Here is a 16,961-nt window from a genome sequence, read left to right on the forward strand (position 1 = left end):
CACAGCACGCAGACACCACTTCCGACGACGGCTACACCTCCAGACGATCCAGATCTAGCTATGTAGTACTAGCCGGACCGCTCCTGCGCGCACTCGCAACTGAAGATCGGTACATCGCAGCCCTCAACGACTAAACCGCGCCATCGACGTGAGCATGCTGAGTTCACCCTGAGGCTGGCCCCCAGCGAGGCCGGTTCGAGGAGATCCAGACAACCTGTACGACCGCGTCGCCGGCCGAACGCGAAGGCTGGCTCGGCGAGATCGAGGGACTTAAAGTCAGCCTCGCCGGCACCGACGGATGAGATCACTCAGATCGACACCGCTAGAACCAGGCCGTCCAACTCGGCATGCCCACATCCCCCGACACGTCGGCCGCTCCGTCCCGGCCACACGAAGGAACCCCCGTCACCACCGCGAACCCCGCCGATTCGGCGAAGCCAAGGGGCTGTGGGGGAACAGCACCAGGCGAAGATGTATTACGGTACTACGACCTGTGTTACCGTATTACGGTTCTGCTTCCAATGCAGGAGGTGAGTCCTATGGCCACCATCACACTGCGGGTCGACGACAAGGCCCGGGACGACTTGGAGGCGCTCGCTCGTGGCCGCGGCGCGACGGTGAGCGATCTCCTGCGCGCCAGCATCTTCGAGATGCTGGGCAGGGACGTGCCCACCGACGACACGAGCAGCACGCCGCTGACGCTGACCGTGGTCGAGCGGTGCCACTTGGCGCTGCAGCACGAGAGCCTCGCCATGCTTCACTCCGACGACGAGCACGAGGCCGACTATCACCGGCGCATGGTCGAGGTCCTGACCAAGGGTTACACCGGCGAGTATTACCGCGTGTTCGCGGGCATCTCCCCCGAGCTGTCGCGGCGGGACTGCCGCCTGCTTCGGGACCTGCTGGACATGTTCTGCGTCTTGAAGGCCAGCCTCGATCGACTCGACGCGGCCGAGAAGAACTCACTCGGCGAGGGCGCAGAGGTGCGGTTGTCCTTCCAAGGGTTCGACTTCAACGACGCGTATGAGAGCCGCTTGGCCAACTACGCCCAGCACCTCATTGACACCGACCGATGGCAGGACCTGGCCGAGAACTTCGATGACGAGCACGAGCGCGGCAACTCGCACTCGCCCAGGCTGGCGACCTACCTGCGGATGCTCGAGAGCTTCCAACCGATCTGGTCAGCAAAGGTAAAGGACTCCGGGCTCTCCCACGACGATCGGTACGCCCTCAACCTCAACGAACTGCACACAGTGCTCGCTGCCTGGCCCTACCCCCGCAAGTGAGCTAAGACGGCCCGTCACCTCAACCAATCGGTAATTACGGATGACTGGATCCCTTGCGGAGCCATCGTTAGTGAATGGTCAAGCGTCCTATCTAACGTCCCTGTCTCAGTGGACGGGGACGGCCTCCGGCTCGCGATCACCGACCGAGCCAGGATGCCGGTGGCTATGAACGTCGGTAAACGAGGCAGGGGCCATGGACGTGATCTACGTTGACGACAGCGGACAGCCTGACCCGCCGCGCCGAGGGCATGGGCGAACTCGTTGGCATCGGCGGTGTGATGGTCCCCGAGGAAGCCGTCGCACCCTACGCGACCGCGATTACGGACATCCGCACCCGTCTGGGAATCCCCGAGGGCGAGGAAATCAAGTGGAGGCCCGACAAAGGCACCTTCCTGGCCGACGCGGGTGGCGAGCTGGTCAGCCAACTGCGACGCAAGCTTCTTGAGGCGGCGGCTCGTCTCGGCATCAAATCTGCGGTGGTGATCTGGGATAGAGGTCGCGTGCCCTGGGAGAAGGAGAGAGCCGCGCGGGCGATCCTGGACTACCTCTACGAGCGGATCAGTTTGCATCCAAGACTGCGGCGGCTGCCAACGGTCCCCATGCCACCTTCGCGGCCGCGGTCGTCTATGTGGATCTTGTGTCCAGACCGATGAGTTTTGGCGGTTGGCCGGATATGTACAAATGAGGCGCATGATCTTCCGGCCCCGTGCGCCCAGGAGGTCACCGTGGTCCGGCGGAGTGTGTCGTGTCTAGCCGCCACCGTGAAGATCGCCGCCGCTTCTCTCCGCGGCGGCCGCGTCATTCAGCCGGAACGACTCCTCTCGCTCGGAAGGAAGACACAATGCGCCTGATCGCAGCGGTCGTCAGCGCCGGGATCGTCGCCCTCGTGGTCGGCGGCCTGAGCACGAGTGCCCAGGCCGCCCCGCGGATCAATGCCAGTGCCCAAGCCAGTTGGACCTATATCGACTCGTACTGGAGCAACAAGGCCTGCGTGGACGCGGGCCAGCAGTACGAGCGTGAGGGCTGGAACGAGTACAAGTGCGTCGATTACCCGCTTTCGAGCCCTTCTTACGAGCTCTACATCCGATAGCCGAGCCGTCGCCGTACCGGTGGCCGGTGACGCACGCCGGAGACCCCGGCTTCTGGTCGCCGAGGACCCATGTCTACGGGGTGCCTTGGCGGCCCTGCTCGAAGGGCACGGCGACGCGGAGGTCGTCGCCGAGGTCACGACGGGACGGGCGGTGCTCCCCGCTGCGGTGGAGCACCGCCCGGACGTCGCGTTGCTCGACATCGATCTCCTGGGCGTGGACGGGCTGAGCGTCGTCGAAGAGCTCCACCGGCGGCTTCCGCGGTGTGCGATCACGATCATTACGGGCGTCGTGCGTCCCGACCATCTCCGCCGGGCCATCGCGGCGAACGTCAGCGGGTTCATCGTCAAGGAGGCGCCGGCCAAGGAGCTGCTCGACGCGATCGGCCAGGCCAGCGCCGGCGGCCGTGTCATCGACCCCCGGCTCGCCGTGGCGGCGCTGGAAGGGAGGCCGAATCCGCTCTCGCCTCGGGAGGCCGGGATTCTCCGGCGATACGCGGCGGGTCACGAGGTCCGGGAGATCGCAGTAGAACTGTTCCTGGCCAACGGCACCGTCCGCAACTATCTCGCTTCCGCCACCGCGAAGCTGGGTGCCCATAGCCGCGCCCATGCCGTCCGAATCGCCGCGGAGTCCGGCTGGCTCTGACCGCCCGGTCAGAGCCAGCCCCGCGTACGGACGGCGTGGGGCGACAGGCCTCAGCGATCCGCCGCGACACCCGGGGCCACGACGGGATCCCGCCCTCAGCCAGCCCTGAGGAGGTGCTCAGCTAGCTGCTAGCTACTTGCCCCTGAAAAAGTGGGGCGCCCGAGCACTGCTGACCTGGGTGAATCTCTGCGTGGGTCGATCTGCCCGCTGACCCGGGCTCCGTATCACCATCTACTCGTCCGAACCCGACTCGCCCGAACGCCAGGCACTCGATCTTCTGGCCAGCTGGACCGGCTCGACCGCACTTCAGCGCTGACAATCGTCACCCGCTAGGCGAACCCGAACCGGATCCGCCATCCGGCCGGCCTGACCCCGGACCGGCCACCGACCACGAACGCTGACCGGCGTGTCGACCACCCCGGCCAACGTTCATGGACAGAGCACCGGCTCTACTCGGCCGGGGAGTGAACGATCGAGGTCAGAGAGTGATGCGGGGCGCCCCGACATCCGAGCCACCGGGCACCACCATGCGTCCGATCACCACGGTGCCCTTGGTGTACGTCTTGTTGATGGCCCATTGGCGGGCACACTCGTCTCTCGTGCACGTGTGGTTGTCATTTTTTATGAGTGTGCTCGCGATGTAGAGGCGGAAGTCGTAGTTCGCCCCGCTGTGCCCCAGCCCGTCGACGAGTGTGACCGTCACCGTTCCGAGCTTGACCTGCGTGCTGGACACGTTCGTCACGCCGATGACGAGCTCGACGTTCCGATTGACCGAGGATCTGACGGTTTCGGCGAAGGCCGGGGCGGGTGCAAGCGTCGCGGTGAGCGCGATGCCGCCCAAGCCGACCGATGCCATTCGAAGAGCGCTGAATCGTTGACGCATGGCTGTGAATCCCTTCGATTACCGAAGCGGGAAAATCCCGCTAACCATACGACCGGCAGAAGGTGCGCACCATATACAAAACACATGCGTATTGGTGCTGGTCGCATAAATGCGATCGTCTGATATCGCGACTCTTGGAGCGTGGACGTTGGGCGACGGGTTCCGATGACGTAACGCCGGTCGTCGGGCAGTGACGGCCCTCTCCGGACGCTCCGTTCCCTGGCATCTCAACACAGGCACCCGTCCGGCCCTCAGGTTGTCTACGCGCGACCGCAGGACTGCCTCAGCCGGACTTGCGGAGGATCACCTCGACCTTGGTGGTCCTCCCGATGTTTCCGGCGGCGTCGACGGCGCGGTACTCGATCGTGTGCCGGCCGTACCCGGGCGGCACCTCCTCCCAGGCGACGGCCCTTGTGGGCCTGCCGAGTTTGCCGTAGTAGAGGTCGTCGATGTTCGTGCCCAGTGGCGTGAAGAGGAACGGCGCGGTGGAGTCGGTCGGCCAGCCGAAGTAGCGGTACCAGCCGTCGCCGTCGACCTGGAACTCCGCCAGCGTGGCCCCGGCGGTGTCGTCGGAGGGGCTCAGCTTCATGGTGAACCGGTCGTCGAGGACCTTGGCCCGGCCCTCTGAGGCGGCGGGGGTACTGAACCGGGCGGCGACCACGGGACGCTGCGCGTCGACCTTCCAGGACAGCGGCGGTGACTGCGTGCCCGCGTCCACCACCCGCGCGGTGACCGTGTGCGTCCCGGAGGTGAGGTGGAAGCGGCGCAGGTCGAGGTCACGTTCGTTGCCCGTGGTGGTCACCCGCCGGCCGTCGACGGTCCACCGGACGGCCGGCACCGAGTCGGCGGGGTGCGTCGTCTCCGCGTAGATCACGTCGTCCGCCCCCACATCGGTGCTCGCCGGGGTGGAGTCGGTGAAGCCGGGCGCGGTGCCCGCCGTCGCGGTCGTCACGCGGGTGTCCACCGTCCACGTACGGGTCTGGGTGACGGCCGCCGACGACCTGATCGCCGGGTCACGTACGAAGCCGGTCAGGTCCACCACTTGGCGGTCAGGGTGTGCGTGCCCGGCCTGACGCTTGTACATGCCACCCTCGTAGCGGCCGATGACGCCGCCCGTCGTGCTGGTCTCACCGAGCCAGCGCCACCACTTGGCCCGCTGTTGCCGCATCTGGCGTTCGGTGAGGAGGGTGTGGTGGATCGAGTCGGGCTCCCCGTCGGTGTACGCGCCGCCGGACACCCCGCGCTGGTAGTAGTTGTACTCGTCCTGGCGGCCGCCGAGCGAGTGCCCGATCTCGTGCGGCATGATCAGCGAGGACATGGCGTTGCCGCCGGACGCCGTGGCGTACGTCCCGCCGGCGTCGCCGCAGGTGCCGCTGTTGGCGAGCGGACGAACTGCCGGTTCGCGGCACTGGTGCCCGCCAGCGCGACTCCAGGCGGCGGCGTTCTGCCGGGAGCCGGTCAGCAAGCGGTCGCTGATGTAGGTCGGGATCGGCATGGCACCGCAGCGGTGGTTGCCCAGCAGTCCCGTTTTGCGCTGGTCGGTGTAGTAGCTCCCGGGCGGGCCGGTGATGATCTTCACCCGTAGTGCGGCCTCGCCCGCCTGCTGGGCGAACAGATGTGCCGCGTCGACGAAGCCGTTGGCGACCGTGGAGGTGTAGAAGGTCACCTCCTTGTTCAGCACGCCCGCCTTGCGCAGCAGCGCCAGCGTCTGTGGCCGCAGATTCCGGGTGCGGCCACAGCCACTCCCGCGGACGCAACCCCAGGCCGCTGAGGCGGTGAGGCGCTACGCCATGATCGCCGCGGTCCACCCCGGGCTCCTAGACAGTCCGTTCGGGCACGACGGCCGGGCGCAGGGCGGGGCCGTCGGGAGCGAAGAAGAACTGGTCGAGGTGGTCGATTGCATAGTCGATGGCACCGAGCACCACGCACTCGTCGCCCAGCGTGGACCCGCGGAGCTTCGGCATGCGCAGGCAGACACGCTCGAGCCGGTGGCGCAGCGGCGGCAGCAGCACGTCGGCCGAGCGAGAGAAGCCTCCGCCCAGCACCACGATCTCTGGGTCGAGCAGGAGGACCGCTGCGGCGGCGCCGACTGCGAGCTTCTCGGTGAAGCGTCCTACGGCGTCCAGCGCCGTCGGATCGCCGTTCCTCGCTGCAGCCAGAGTGAAGCCGGCCGCGTCCTCGATCGGAGTGCCCTTCGGGACGATCGCGCAGCCGTTCAGATCATCCGGCGCGGTGACCCAGCGGGTCTCCGGCAACATGACGATCTCCCCTGCCGCCGCACCGAAGCCACGGTGCAGCTTGCCGTCAAGAATCAATCCGGTGCCCATACGCCGCCCGATGTGTAGAAACACGACGTCCCCGGCGCCTCGTGCCACCCCGCGCCTCGTCTCGGCCAGTGCGGCCAGGCGGCTGTCGTTCTCGATCAACACGCGGCAGGGGAACATCTCCCTCAGCAGACCCGCCAGATTCAAGTCCTTCCACGCCGAAATCGACGCCGACATGATGATGCGCCCCTCGGGAGTCACCAGCCCGGTCGTGCCGACCGCCACCATCCATAGGTCGGACATCGTCGGCCCGCCCAGATCGAGGCAGCCCATGACCGCACGCTTGATCGCCGCCAACCGCTCCTCAAGCGGCGCGTCTGGCCGCGCCGCTTGACGCGTCTCGGCGAGGACGTTGCCATCGAGGTCGGCGAGAGCCGCGCGGATGTTGTGTGCACCGATATCGACGCCCACGAGATGGCCGCCGTCCGCACGGAACCGGTAGCGTCGCGCCGGCCTGCCCATGGTGCCCGCGGCGGGGGGAACCTCTTCCACCCATCCGAGGCTGGTCAGGTCGTCGACGACATCCTTGGTCGACGGTCGCGACAGGCCCGTGCGCTCGGCGAGCATCGACAGGGTCGCGGGCCCCGCACCACGCAGCGCCTTGATCACGGACACCGAGTTGAGCTGCCGCAACCTGGACAGATCGCCGCCTTTGGGTGACACAGTCGACATCGGAAGGTCCCCTTCTAAAGTCAGGCGATCCCGTCGGCTCGCAGTAGGCAAAAGCCAAGATACCTTCTCCGTACCATTGCCCTCGACCGGGATGCCGAGGTACTAATGATGGTCTTCTTTGTAAGTAGCTCCCGAAGTGGGGTGTTTGATGTCGTTCACCGACGTCGGAGAGATCACGGTCACCTTGCGGACGCGGGTCTTTGAGTTCGGCTGGCAGTCGTGGAGCCCGACCGGCATCTACCGTCTCGAAGAGACCCCGCCGCGGGCCGCCGACGACAACATCCAGACGATCTGCTATCGCCCGCAGACACCGGTCCCGGCCGGAGTCTTCCAGGGCGAGGGCCTGCTGGCCGTGGATCCTGGCGACGGCGGCCCGGTGTCGGTTTTCTCGGCGCCCGGCCCGACGCTGGTGCCCTCCATCCGGGCCCGCCGGCACGGCGACCGGCTGCGTGTGTCCGCCGACGGTCCCGTACGCCACACGGCGAGCGACGGCGATCTCGGCGCGGCGCTCCGGCACTGGGCGGCGACCGTGGCGGAGGGCCACACGCCCGCGGAGTTCCCGGCGGTGCCGCCGATGTGGTGTTCCTGGTACGGCTACTGGGAGAAGGTCACCGACACCGACATCCTCGACAACCTCGCCCTCGCCGAGCGGCACCGCATCGGCGCTGACATGTTCCTCATCGACGACGGTTACGAGGCCGAGATCGGCGACTGGCTGGAGCTCCGGCCGGGCTTCGGGTCGCTGGAGCGGGCCGTCGGCGCCGTGCGCGAGGCGGGCCGGCGGGCCGGTATCTGGGTGGCTCCGTTCCTCGTGGGCCGGCGCAGCCGGATCCACCAGACGCACCCGGACTGGCTCGTACGGGACGCGCACGCGGGGACGATGTGGGATCAGGACCTGGCGGTGCTCGACGTCACCCATCCGCATGCCGCCGCTCACCTGGTCGAGGTCTTCCGCAACCTCGCCGCGCTGGGCATCGATCACTTCAAGCTCGACTACCTCTACGCCGGTGCCATGCGTGGTCGGCGGCGCGAGGACGTCGATCCGATCGCGGCCTACCGCCGGGGTCTGGAGCTCATCCGTACGGGCGCCGGTCCGGACGCGACGTTGCACGGGTGCGGCGCGCCGATGTTGCCGAGCATCGGCCTCGTCGACATCATGCGGGTCAGTCCCGACACCGCGCCGCGGGTCCTGCCGAGGGCGGGCGACATCAGTCAGCCGTCGCAACTGGGCGCTCGGCTTACTGGAGCGGCGCGGGAGTTCCTGCACGCCCGATGGTGGGTCAACGATCCCGACTGCATCATGGCCCGGCCCGAGGTCGAGGCACGCGAGGAGTGGGCGGCGCACATCGAGTCCGGCGGCGGGCTTCGCGGGTCCAGCGACCCGATCGCCGCGCTGGACGCGTGGGGCCTGGAGACGACCCGGCGGCTCATGGTCCCGACGAGGACGGACCCGTCGTGACGCACAGCGCGAGGCCGCTGCCCGGCCGGGCCGGATCCACGTCCCGTCTGACGGCCGAGTCTCCGGTCGTGACCGGCCGGCGCCGGTGGCGCGGGGACCGGTACGCCTACCTGTTCGTCGCGCCGAGCCTCTTCGGCGTGTTCGCCTTCCTCTTGCTCCCCCTCCTGATCGTGTTCGGACTGAGCCTGTTCCATTGGGAACTGCTCTCCGAACCGACCTTCGTCGGCCTCGCCAACTACCGGCGACTTGCCGGCGACGGCGGCACGTGGCACTCGGTGTGGCTGACGGTCCTGTTCGTCCTGCTGTGCATCCCGCTGCAGACCGTGCTGGGGCTGCTCCTCGGACTGCTGCTGAACCAGCGGGTCCGCGGCGTCCGGTTCTACCGCGCGCTGTTCGTGGTGCCGTGGATGGCGACGCCGATCGTCATGGGCCTGGTGTGGACCTGGATCTTCGACCCGCGTGACGGCGCGCTGAACCGGCTGCTCGACCTCGCCGGCGTGACCGGCCCGAACTGGCTGACCGATCCGTCGTGGGCGCTGCCGTCCGTCGCGCTGGTGAACGTCTGGCAGTACACCGGCTACACCATGCTGTTCTTCCTGGCCGGCCTGCAGGGCATCCCCCAGGAGCTGTACGACGCGGCGGCCACCGACGGCGCGAACCCGATCCAGCGGTTCTTCCGGATCACCCTGCCCCTGCTGAACCCCACGACGTTCTTCGTCACCGTGACGAACCTGGTCGGGGCGTTCCAGGTGTTCGACACGGTCTTCGCGATGACCGACGGCGGGCCGAGCCACAGCACGGAGGTGCTCAACTTCCGCATCTACGACACGGCCTTCCGGCAGTTCGACTTCGGTTACGCCTCAACGCTCGCCGTGCTGCTGTTCCTGCTCATCCTCGCGGTGACGCTCGCCCAGGTCCGGTTCTTCGCCAAGCGCACCACCTACGACCTGAGCTGAGGAGAGACCATGGTCAAGCGCACCGCGCTCCACGCCACGCTGGTCATCGGCGCCTTCGTCTCCGTCTTCCCGTACCTGCTGGTCGTGCTGACCGCGCTGAAGACCCAGCGGCAGCTGAGCTCCACCCAGCCTTGGTTGCCCGCACTGCCGCCCACGCTCGCCAACCTCGGCCACGTGCTGCGCTCCGGCTTCGCCGGCTACCTCGCCCACTCAGTGCTGATGACCGCGGCGCTGACCGTGGGACAGCTCGTCTTCACGACCTTCGCGGCGTACGCGTTCGCCCGGCTCCGGTTCCGCGGGCGGGACGTGCTGTTCTGGCTGTACGTCGCCACGATGATGGTGCCCAGCGCAGTCACCATGATCCCGCTCTTTCTCATCATGCGTGAGCTGCACCTGATCAACACATGGTGGGGACTGCTCGCGCCGTACCTCCTGGGCACGCCGTACGGGATCTTTCTCATGCGGCAGTTCTTCCGCGCCCTGCCCGCCGGGCTGGAGGACGCGGCGCGCATCGACGGCGCGGGACCGCTCACCATCCTGGTGCGCATCGTCCTGCCGCTGTCCCGGCCCGCCATGGGCACTCTTGCGATCATCACGGTCATCTCGACGTGGAACAACTTCATGTGGCCGCTGATCATCACCAGCGGCGACGACACGAAGGTCGTCACGGTCGGGATCGCCGGGCTGAAGGGCGCCATCGGCGTCGACCCGAACCTGATGACGGCCGCCGGCCTGATCGCGCTGCTGCCCATGGTGGCGATCTTCGTCGCCTTCCAGAGATACATCGTCCGCTCGGTGGTCCTCACCGGCCTGAAGTAAGACCGAACAAAGAGAGGTCAGCACCCCATGTCCTCCCCCCGATTCCGTTCGATCGCGGCTCTGCTCGGCGCCGCGCTGCTCTGGACCCTGGCCGCCTGCGGAGGCGGTTCAGGAGACTCCGGAGGCAACGTCACACTCACCTACCGGCTCTGGGACGACCAGCAGAAGGTCGGCTACCAGAAAGTGATGGCGGCCTTCGAGAAGACCGACCCGAACATCCACGTCAAGATCGAACTGCTCCCCTACGACCAGTACTGGACCAAGATGACCGCGGACGCGGTCGCGGGCACCGCACCGGACGTCTTCTGGATGCAGACCACGCAGTTCCCCGAGTTCGTGACCAAGGGAGTGCTGGCGGACCTGAGCTCCCTCAAACTCGACACCGCCCAGTACCAGCCGAACGTCGTGCGGTCCTATACCTACAAGGGAAAGCTGTATGGCGTGCCGAAGGACTTCGGCATCGTCGGGCTGCTCTACAACAAGGACCTGTTCAAGAAGGCCGGCGTCACCATGCCGGACAAGCTCACCTGGGCGCCCGACGGCTCGGGCACTCTGGTGCAGCTCGCGCGGAAGCTGACCGTCGACGACAAGGGCCGTCATCCGGATGAGGCCGGGTTCGACGCCGGCGCGGTCAAGCAGTACGGCTTCGCGTCCTGGAACCACTACCAGACGCAGTGGATGAACTGGGTGGCCTCCAACGGGGGCAGGATCGTGGACCGGCCGTTCGGGAAGTACGCCTTCAACGACGCCGCCTCCGTATCGGCCCTGCAGTTCGGCGTCGACCTGGTGAACAAATACCACGTGGCCCCGCCGGCCGCGCAGACCAACCCACCCAGCGACAAGATCAACGAGATGTTCAAACGCGGCCAGGTGGCGATGTTCCCCGCCAACAACGCGCTCCTGCCGTTCGTCGCTCCCGGCGCCGGCTTCCCCATCGGCATCGCGCCGATGCCGGCGGGCCCGGCCGGACGCGCGGTGAACATCAACGGGCTCTCCGAGGCCGTCTACGCCAAGACCCCGCACAAGGCGGCGGCCATGAAGCTCGTCCGCTTCCTGTCCGGCCCCGAGGCGCAGAAGATCATGTCCGACGACGGCTACGTCCTCCCGGCGCTGAACGGTCTCTCCCAGGGCTACGTCGACTACTGGAAGAAGAAGGGCCTGGACGTCTCGCCCTTCCTCGATGAGTCCAGGGGCACCACGTTCAACCTGCCCATCACCACCGGATTCACCGCGTTCGAGAGCCGCCTCAACCAGACGTTCAACGACATGTACCTCGGCAGGCTGACCCCTCAGCAGGCCGCAGACCGGGCCGTCGCCGACGGCAACGCGCTGGTCAAGTAGCCAAGGAACTCACTCCGGCGAGCCCGCCTCGCCGGGGGTACCGGCCATCGCCGCCGCACCGGGCGCCTCCGGCGTGCGTGCGTGCGACCCGCCGTGCCCTCTGACCGATGTGTTCCACCGACACGAAGATCACCTGCGAAGAGTTAAGGACATAGATGATCATCCCGAAGCCGGTGCGTCTCAACACCAGCCCGGGCCGGTTCGTCGTCGACCGGCACACCGCCCTGACCACCGATCCGGCGTTCAGCGAGGTGGCCGCCTGGCTCAGAGCCGAGCTCGGACCGGTCGTCGGCGGTGAGCTGCTACCGGGAACGAGTTCGGGCACGATCACGCTCTCCGCACGCGAGATGCCGCCGGAGGCCTACCGGCTGTCGACGGGAGCCGGCGGCGTACTCATCGAGGCCGGCGACCCGGCCGGCGCCTTCTACGGTGCGCAGACATTCCGTCAGCTGCTCCCTCCGGAGGCGTTTCGCAGGGCGGCCACCGGACAGCCCCTGCCGTTGCCCGCCGTACACATCGAGGACCGGCCGCGCTTCGCCTGGCGCGGCTGCCTCCTCGACGTCGCCCGGCACTTCCTCACCAAGGCGGACCTGCTGCGGTTCATCGACCTGATGGCCGCGCACAAGCTCAACGTCCTGCACCTGCACCTGACCGACGACCAGGGCTGGCGACTGGAGATCAGACGCTACCCGCGGCTGACCGAGGTCGGCGCGTGGCGCCGGGAGAGCCAGCTCGGCTGGAACGGCGCCATGGACGGCCGCCCCCACGGCGGCTACTACACCCAGGACGACATCCGCGAGATCGTCGCCCACGCCGCGCGACGGCACATCACGGTGGTCCCCGAGATCGACCTGCCCGGACACACCCAGGCGGCGATCGCCGCCCATCCCGAGCTCGGCAACCTCGACGTACCCCTCGAGGTGGCGACGACGTGGGGTGTCGGCGCGAACGTCCTGAACACCGAGAAACGCACGATCACGTTCTTCCAAAACGTAATGGATGAGGTCCTCGAGCTCTTCCCGAGCCCGTACATCTCTGTCGGCGGGGACGAATGCCGCAAGGACCAGTGGCGGGCGAGCCCGGCCGCCCAACGCCGGATCGCCGAGCTCGGCCTGCGAGACGAAGAGGAGCTGCAGAGCTGGATGATCGGCCGGTTCGCCGACCACCTCGCCGCGCGCGGCCGACAGCTGGTCGGATGGGACGAGATCCTGGAAGGCGGAGCCCCCGACGGCGCCGTTATCGCCTCGTGGCGCGACGACCACGGCGCCGTGGTCGCCGCCAAGGCCGGACACACCGTGGTCACCTGCCCGAACACCTCGACCTACCTCGACTACCGGCAGGCGCCGGATGAGGACGAGCCGGTGCCGTTCGGCACGGTGCTCACCCTCGACGACGTCTACTCCTTCGAACCCGTACCGGCCGCGCTCGCCGGTGACCAGGCCGCCCAGCACGTCATCGGCTCACAATGCTGCCTGTGGACCGAGCTCATCGACTCCCCGCGGCACCTGGACTACATGGCCTTCCCTCGGCTCGCCGCGTTCGCCGAGACGGTGTGGAGCCCCCCGGAACGGGACCCGGCCGACTTCCGGCAGCGACTCAACGACCACCTGCCCCGCCTCGCGGCGCTCGGCGTGGAGTACCGCCCGGACGACGGACCACTGCCCTGGCAACAGCGGCCCGGCGTACCTGGACGACCCGAGGAGACCGACACATGGCGCGCGAAGGTCGCCGACTGGACCCGCAACCTTCGCGAAGGCCGGTGAAACGGTCTGACCAGCAGGCGGGCCCAGAGCTCTCGTACTCCTGGCCATAAGCCTCATCAGCGGCATCAACGTGCGGCCACGTCCGGCGGCCCACCAGAGGCGAAAGGAGCCCGGACAGTGACTCGGGCAGGAAAAATCATCTGGCCCGCCGGCGGAGCGCTGCGGGTGAACTTCCTTGGGGACTCCGTCGGCTACCGGGGATCCTTCGCCAGTACCCTGGGAAACTCCTGGCGCCATCTCATGCGATCCCGCTTGGAGTCGGCCGGGCCGGTCGCCTACGGCACGTGCGCTCACGCCCACGATGCCGACGGCAACACCGTCTTCACCTCGTTCTCCAACGTCAGCGGTGGCGAGGACGTGACGTTCGTGATGCTGGGCACCAACAACGTGCGGGAGGCGCAGGACTACGGCGCCTTCTACTCCGACTGCGCCTCCTTGCTGGACCAGGTGCGCACCGCCGCGCCGGACGCGCTGCTGGTGGTCGGCGGGGTGTGGATGCCGAGCGACGGAGGGACGTGGACGGACTGCCGCGGCGTCGCACGCTACAACGCGCTGATCGCGGAGCAGGCGTACGAGCACGACGGCATGTACGTACCGTTCACGGACTTGTTCGACTGCGACTCCAACCGCCATCCGATGGGGGTGCCGGCGTTCGGCGAGTACACCACCGACGGGTTCCATCCGAACGACGCCGGGCACCGGGCGATCTATAACCGGTACCGGATGGCGCTCGGACTGTAGTTGACGCGAATCCAGCACGTGTACACCGAGGTTCCGGCTGCGGATCTGTTGTGCGCGGGCAGGTTCGACGAGAAGCCCGGCTTCACCGTCTACCGTGAGCACGGCGCCCGGAACTGGATGCTGAGCCTCACCGTCAGCAACACCGCCGACTACTGGGCCGGCGGGCAGCACCTCGTGACCCACCCCGGCGATCTCGTCCTGATCGCACCGGGCACGGTGCAGCATTACCGCGCCTCACCCGACGGTGGCCCGTGGGGCTACTGGTGGGCGCACTTCCAGCCGCGGGCGGCCTGGTTCTCCTGGCTACGGCTGCCCGAGATCTCGCCCGGCTTCAGCCTGACCCGGCTCGCCGGCGACCGCCTCGCCGAGGCCGTCGCCGCGTTCGAACGCGTGCACCGCAACGCGATGCAGTCCACGATGGACGTGGCGGAAGGGCGACTGATCGCGCCGTCCCGTGCGCTGACGGGTATGTTCGCGACCGAACTAGCGCTCAACGCCATCGAGGAGATCCTGCTGCTCGCCGTAGGCGAGCACGAGCAGCGCAAGAAGCACCTACCCGATCCGCGGATCCAGTGCGTGCTTGACCGCATCGTCGCGGACCCCTCGCGCCAGGTCACGATCGAGGAACTGGCCCGCTCGGTCGCGCTGTCGCCGTCCCGGCTGTCGCACCTGTTCCGCCAGGAGATCGGCGACTCGATCGTGAACGTCGTGCTGGCCACCCGGCTGCGCAAGGCGGCGTCGCTGCTGGAACTCTCGGACCGGCCGGTCGGCCGGATCGCGGCTGACGTCGGCTTCTCCTCGCCGTACTACTTCAGCCGTCAATTCCGCAGCCGCTTCGGCGAGAGTCCCTCCGCCTACCGGGCTCGCGTCCGGCGGCACGAGCACGCCTGACAGGGAGGATGTAGGTGAGCGCCTCCCGGTGGGTCTGGCGGAACCTGCGGGTCGCCCGCCGTAGCGCCATCACTCAGGTGCCACTGCCCAGCGTCAGATCACGTATCCGAGGATCCCTGCCGTTCACAAGGTCAGCGGGATCGGGCAAAAGCACAGCCGCCCACTGCATGGGGAACCGCCGGGTGCCGCCCTATGTTCTGTCCGTGCGTCCCCAGCGCACGCCACCCCCGACCTCTTGAGCCCATTGTGGACGCCCGTCCCCTCGGCGCGTCGTGGGTGGCTGCTGCCCGCCAACACGGGAGATCCCATGGACAGCAACGCGATGCCAGTCAGCCGCCGTGCGATGCTACGCGCCGGCGGGGCGGTGGCGGCCGGTGTGGCCGTCGGCTCCACCGCCTTTTCCACACGCGCCTCGGCGGACCCGGCCAGTGCCACCGGGTACGTCGACGTCCAACTGCTGAACATCACCGACCTGCACGGGTACCTGCAGCCGCCGGCGCCGAACGACGGCGGAGTCATCACCGGCGCCGACGGGATCAAACTCACCGTCGGTGGCGCCGGATACCTCGCCACGCACCTGAACCGGCTCCGCGAGGGCAACCCCAACTCGATCTTCTGCTCGGCCGGCGACAACTTCTCGGGCTGGCCCTACTACGTTGATTCGCAGAACAACGAACCCACGATCGAGGTGTTGAACGCTCTCGGGCTGCAGTTCTCCTCGGTCGGCAACCATGAGCTGGACAAGAGCCCGAGGTTCCTGATCGACCACATGGAGAAGGGCGCGCCGTACCATCTCGACGAACCGTTCAGCAGCTTCGTCGACTCGACCGGCCGCCGTTTCCATGGCGCCGACTTCCGGTACTACAGCGGCAACGTGGTGTACCGAGACAACGGCCGGCTGATCGTCCCGGCGTACAACATCGAGTACGTCGACGCTGGCCGGGGGCGCCGGCTGCCGATCGGGTTCGTCCACGTCACGGTCGACGGCTGTGTCGACGGTCCCGGATTCAACTGCTCCTACCAGCCGACGCTCGCCACGACCGACTTCGTGGCGGCCGCCGACCGGGCGGCGGCGGAGTTGAAACGCCGCGGCGTCAAGGCGATCGTCATCGTCATGCACGAGGGCGGGTACGCCGGGCCGGACTTCGACTCGGGCGTGGACCCGACCGGCCCGGCGTTCGATCTGGCGGCGAAGGCCGACCCCGACATCGCCGCGATCATCACCGGTCACTGGCACTGCCGCTTCAACATGATGGTCCCGGACCCGAACGGCGTGCCGCGTCCCGTCGTCGAGGCCGGCTGCTACGGCCAGGTCATCAGCGAGATCCACCTGAAGCTCGACCGGGACACCGGCCGCGTCATCCGCGAGCTGACCACCTCCACCAACCACGCGGTGACCAGGGACGTACCGGTCGATCCGCAGATCCAGGACATCGCCGACCACTGGTCCCGCAGCTCCGACAAGCTCTACGCCACACCGATCGCACGGCAGACCGGCGATCTCACCCGGACGCCGAACGCCGACGGTGAGAGCACGCTCGGCAACCTGGTCGCCGACTTCATCCGATGGGACACCCTGCAGAGCGACCACGGGCACGCGCGGTTCGCGTTCACGCCGGTCCTGCCGCCGCAGGGGCGGAGCCCGCTGTCCGGCGACCTGCCGTACGCGAAGGGGACCAACGCCACGGACGCCGACGGGACGATCCTCTTCGGCGAGGCGTGGACCGTGTACGGGTTCGACTCGCCGATCGTCACGGTCTCGATGACCGGCGACGCCTTCCACCGCGGGCTCGAACAGCAGTGGCAGACGCAGCCCGACGGCTCGGTGCGGTACTGCCCGATCGCGGTCTCCGCCGAGGTCCGCTACACCTACGACCCGACGAAGCCGGTCGGGGAGCGCATCGACCCCGCGAACCTGCTGATCGACGGAACGCCGATCGACCCGCACGCGACGTACCGGGTCGCGGCGAACGCCTACACGGTGCTCGCGTACGACGGGTACCCGGCGTTCACCGAGTACACCGACGCGGTGCGGCACAGCCTCGACCACGAGGGGTTCATCCGGTACGTGCGGCTGCGCCGCACGATCGACC

16 protein-coding genes are annotated in these 16,961 nt (G+C 67.9%); 13 read left to right on the plus strand and 3 right to left on the minus strand.

What is annotated here, in order from left to right; genetic code table 11:
• The first annotated feature begins 539 nt into the window (after window positions 1-539).
• The 4 genes from ACFFNX_RS20120 (at window position 540) to ACFFNX_RS20135 (ending at window position 3,019) form a co-directional block, all read left to right on the plus strand.
• Complete coding sequence (locus ACFFNX_RS20120; RefSeq protein WP_378204194.1) at window positions 540-1,286, plus strand: YfbU family protein; 747 nt, start codon at window positions 540-542, stop codon at window positions 1,284-1,286.
• 209 nt (window positions 1,287-1,495) lie between these two features.
• The gene (locus ACFFNX_RS20125; RefSeq protein ID WP_378204196.1) at window positions 1,496-1,939 is read left to right on the plus strand and encodes a hypothetical protein; all 444 of its coding nucleotides are present in this window, start codon (window positions 1,496-1,498) and stop codon (window positions 1,937-1,939) included.
• Between the two features lie 188 nt (window positions 1,940-2,127).
• Window positions 2,128-2,376, plus strand: a complete 249-nt coding sequence (locus ACFFNX_RS20130; RefSeq protein WP_378204199.1) for a hypothetical protein — start codon at window positions 2,128-2,130, stop codon at window positions 2,374-2,376.
• A 19-nt stretch (window positions 2,377-2,395) separates the two neighbouring features.
• Entirely contained in the window at window positions 2,396-3,019 is a 624-nt protein-coding gene (locus ACFFNX_RS20135) for a response regulator transcription factor (RefSeq protein ID WP_378204202.1), read from the plus strand.
• Between the two features lie 478 nt (window positions 3,020-3,497).
• On the opposite strand, the gene ACFFNX_RS20140 is transcribed toward ACFFNX_RS20135, so the two are convergent.
• Window positions 3,498-3,722, minus strand: a complete 225-nt coding sequence (locus ACFFNX_RS20140; protein WP_378204205.1) for a hypothetical protein — start codon at window positions 3,720-3,722, stop codon at window positions 3,498-3,500.
• A 19-nt stretch (window positions 3,723-3,741) separates the two neighbouring features.
• Here ACFFNX_RS20140 and ACFFNX_RS20145 point away from each other — a divergent pair, with 19 nt between their 5' ends.
• Complete coding sequence (locus tag ACFFNX_RS20145; protein ID WP_378204208.1) at window positions 3,742-3,897, plus strand: hypothetical protein; 156 nt, start codon at window positions 3,742-3,744, stop codon at window positions 3,895-3,897.
• A 288-nt stretch (window positions 3,898-4,185) separates the two neighbouring features.
• Here the strand turns inward: ACFFNX_RS20145 and ACFFNX_RS20150 are convergent, their stop codons facing one another.
• Together ACFFNX_RS20150 and ACFFNX_RS20155 are read right to left on the minus strand one after the other, a co-directional pair.
• The gene (locus ACFFNX_RS20150; RefSeq protein WP_378204211.1) at window positions 4,186-5,583 is read right to left on the minus strand and encodes a M64 family metallopeptidase; all 1,398 of its coding nucleotides are present in this window, start codon (window positions 5,581-5,583) and stop codon (window positions 4,186-4,188) included.
• A gap of 136 nt (window positions 5,584-5,719) precedes the next feature.
• Window positions 5,720-6,835 (minus strand): ROK family transcriptional regulator, encoded by a 1,116-nt coding sequence (locus ACFFNX_RS20155; protein ID WP_378204214.1) that lies wholly within the window; start codon window positions 6,833-6,835, stop codon window positions 5,720-5,722.
• Between the two features lie 211 nt (window positions 6,836-7,046).
• Between ACFFNX_RS20155 and ACFFNX_RS20160 the strand changes: the two genes are divergently transcribed.
• The 8 genes from ACFFNX_RS20160 to ACFFNX_RS20195 all read left to right on the plus strand — a co-directional run.
• Entirely contained in the window at window positions 7,047-8,357 is a 1,311-nt protein-coding gene (locus ACFFNX_RS20160) for a glycoside hydrolase family 36 protein (RefSeq protein WP_378204217.1), read from the plus strand.
• Window positions 8,354-9,313 (plus strand): carbohydrate ABC transporter permease, encoded by a 960-nt coding sequence (locus ACFFNX_RS20165; RefSeq protein ID WP_378204220.1) that lies wholly within the window; start codon window positions 8,354-8,356, stop codon window positions 9,311-9,313. Before ACFFNX_RS20160 ends, ACFFNX_RS20165 begins: the two co-directional genes overlap by 4 nt.
• Before the next feature lie 9 nt (window positions 9,314-9,322).
• Window positions 9,323-10,132, plus strand: a complete 810-nt coding sequence (locus ACFFNX_RS20170) for a carbohydrate ABC transporter permease (protein WP_378204223.1) — start codon at window positions 9,323-9,325, stop codon at window positions 10,130-10,132.
• 27 nt (window positions 10,133-10,159) lie between these two features.
• Entirely contained in the window at window positions 10,160-11,473 is a 1,314-nt protein-coding gene (locus ACFFNX_RS20175) for an ABC transporter substrate-binding protein (RefSeq protein ID WP_378204226.1), read from the plus strand.
• 155 nt (window positions 11,474-11,628) lie between these two features.
• On the plus strand, window positions 11,629-13,236 hold the full coding sequence (locus ACFFNX_RS20180; protein ID WP_378204229.1) for a beta-N-acetylhexosaminidase: 1,608 nt from the start codon (window positions 11,629-11,631) through the stop codon (window positions 13,234-13,236).
• 165 nt (window positions 13,237-13,401) lie between these two features.
• On the plus strand, window positions 13,402-13,977 hold the full coding sequence (locus tag ACFFNX_RS20185; RefSeq protein WP_378204238.1) for an SGNH/GDSL hydrolase family protein: 576 nt from the start codon (window positions 13,402-13,404) through the stop codon (window positions 13,975-13,977).
• An 18-nt stretch (window positions 13,978-13,995) separates the two neighbouring features.
• A complete protein-coding gene (locus ACFFNX_RS20190; protein ID WP_378204232.1) occupies window positions 13,996-14,868 on the plus strand; it encodes a helix-turn-helix domain-containing protein in 873 nt (290 codons plus the stop codon).
• A 307-nt stretch (window positions 14,869-15,175) separates the two neighbouring features.
• The coding region (locus ACFFNX_RS20195; RefSeq protein ID WP_378204235.1) for a bifunctional metallophosphatase/5'-nucleotidase at window positions 15,176-16,961 on the plus strand (1,786 nt) is incomplete at its 3' end.

Origin of the sequence: Actinoallomurus acaciae, assembly GCF_042429965.1 — a bacterium.
In the GTDB taxonomy this organism is placed as follows: domain Bacteria; phylum Actinomycetota; class Actinomycetes; order Streptosporangiales; family Streptosporangiaceae; genus Actinoallomurus; species Actinoallomurus acaciae.

What these genes read in the sequence shown, in the direction of transcription:
- ACFFNX_RS20120 (WP_378204194.1), top strand. Translation starts at nt 540, where the DNA reads ATGGCCACCATCACACTGCGGGTCGACGACAAGGCCCGGGACGACTTG.
- ACFFNX_RS20180 (WP_378204229.1), top strand. Translation starts at nt 11,629, where the DNA reads ATGATCATCCCGAAGCCGGTGCGTCTCAACACCAGCCCGGGCCGGTTC.
- ACFFNX_RS20170 (WP_378204223.1), top strand. Translation starts at nt 9,323, where the DNA reads ATGGTCAAGCGCACCGCGCTCCACGCCACGCTGGTCATCGGCGCCTTC.
- ACFFNX_RS20130 (WP_378204199.1), top strand. Translation starts at nt 2,128, where the DNA reads ATGCGCCTGATCGCAGCGGTCGTCAGCGCCGGGATCGTCGCCCTCGTG.
- ACFFNX_RS20160 (WP_378204217.1), top strand. Translation starts at nt 7,047, where the DNA reads ATGTCGTTCACCGACGTCGGAGAGATCACGGTCACCTTGCGGACGCGG.
- ACFFNX_RS20175 (WP_378204226.1), top strand. Translation starts at nt 10,160, where the DNA reads ATGTCCTCCCCCCGATTCCGTTCGATCGCGGCTCTGCTCGGCGCCGCG.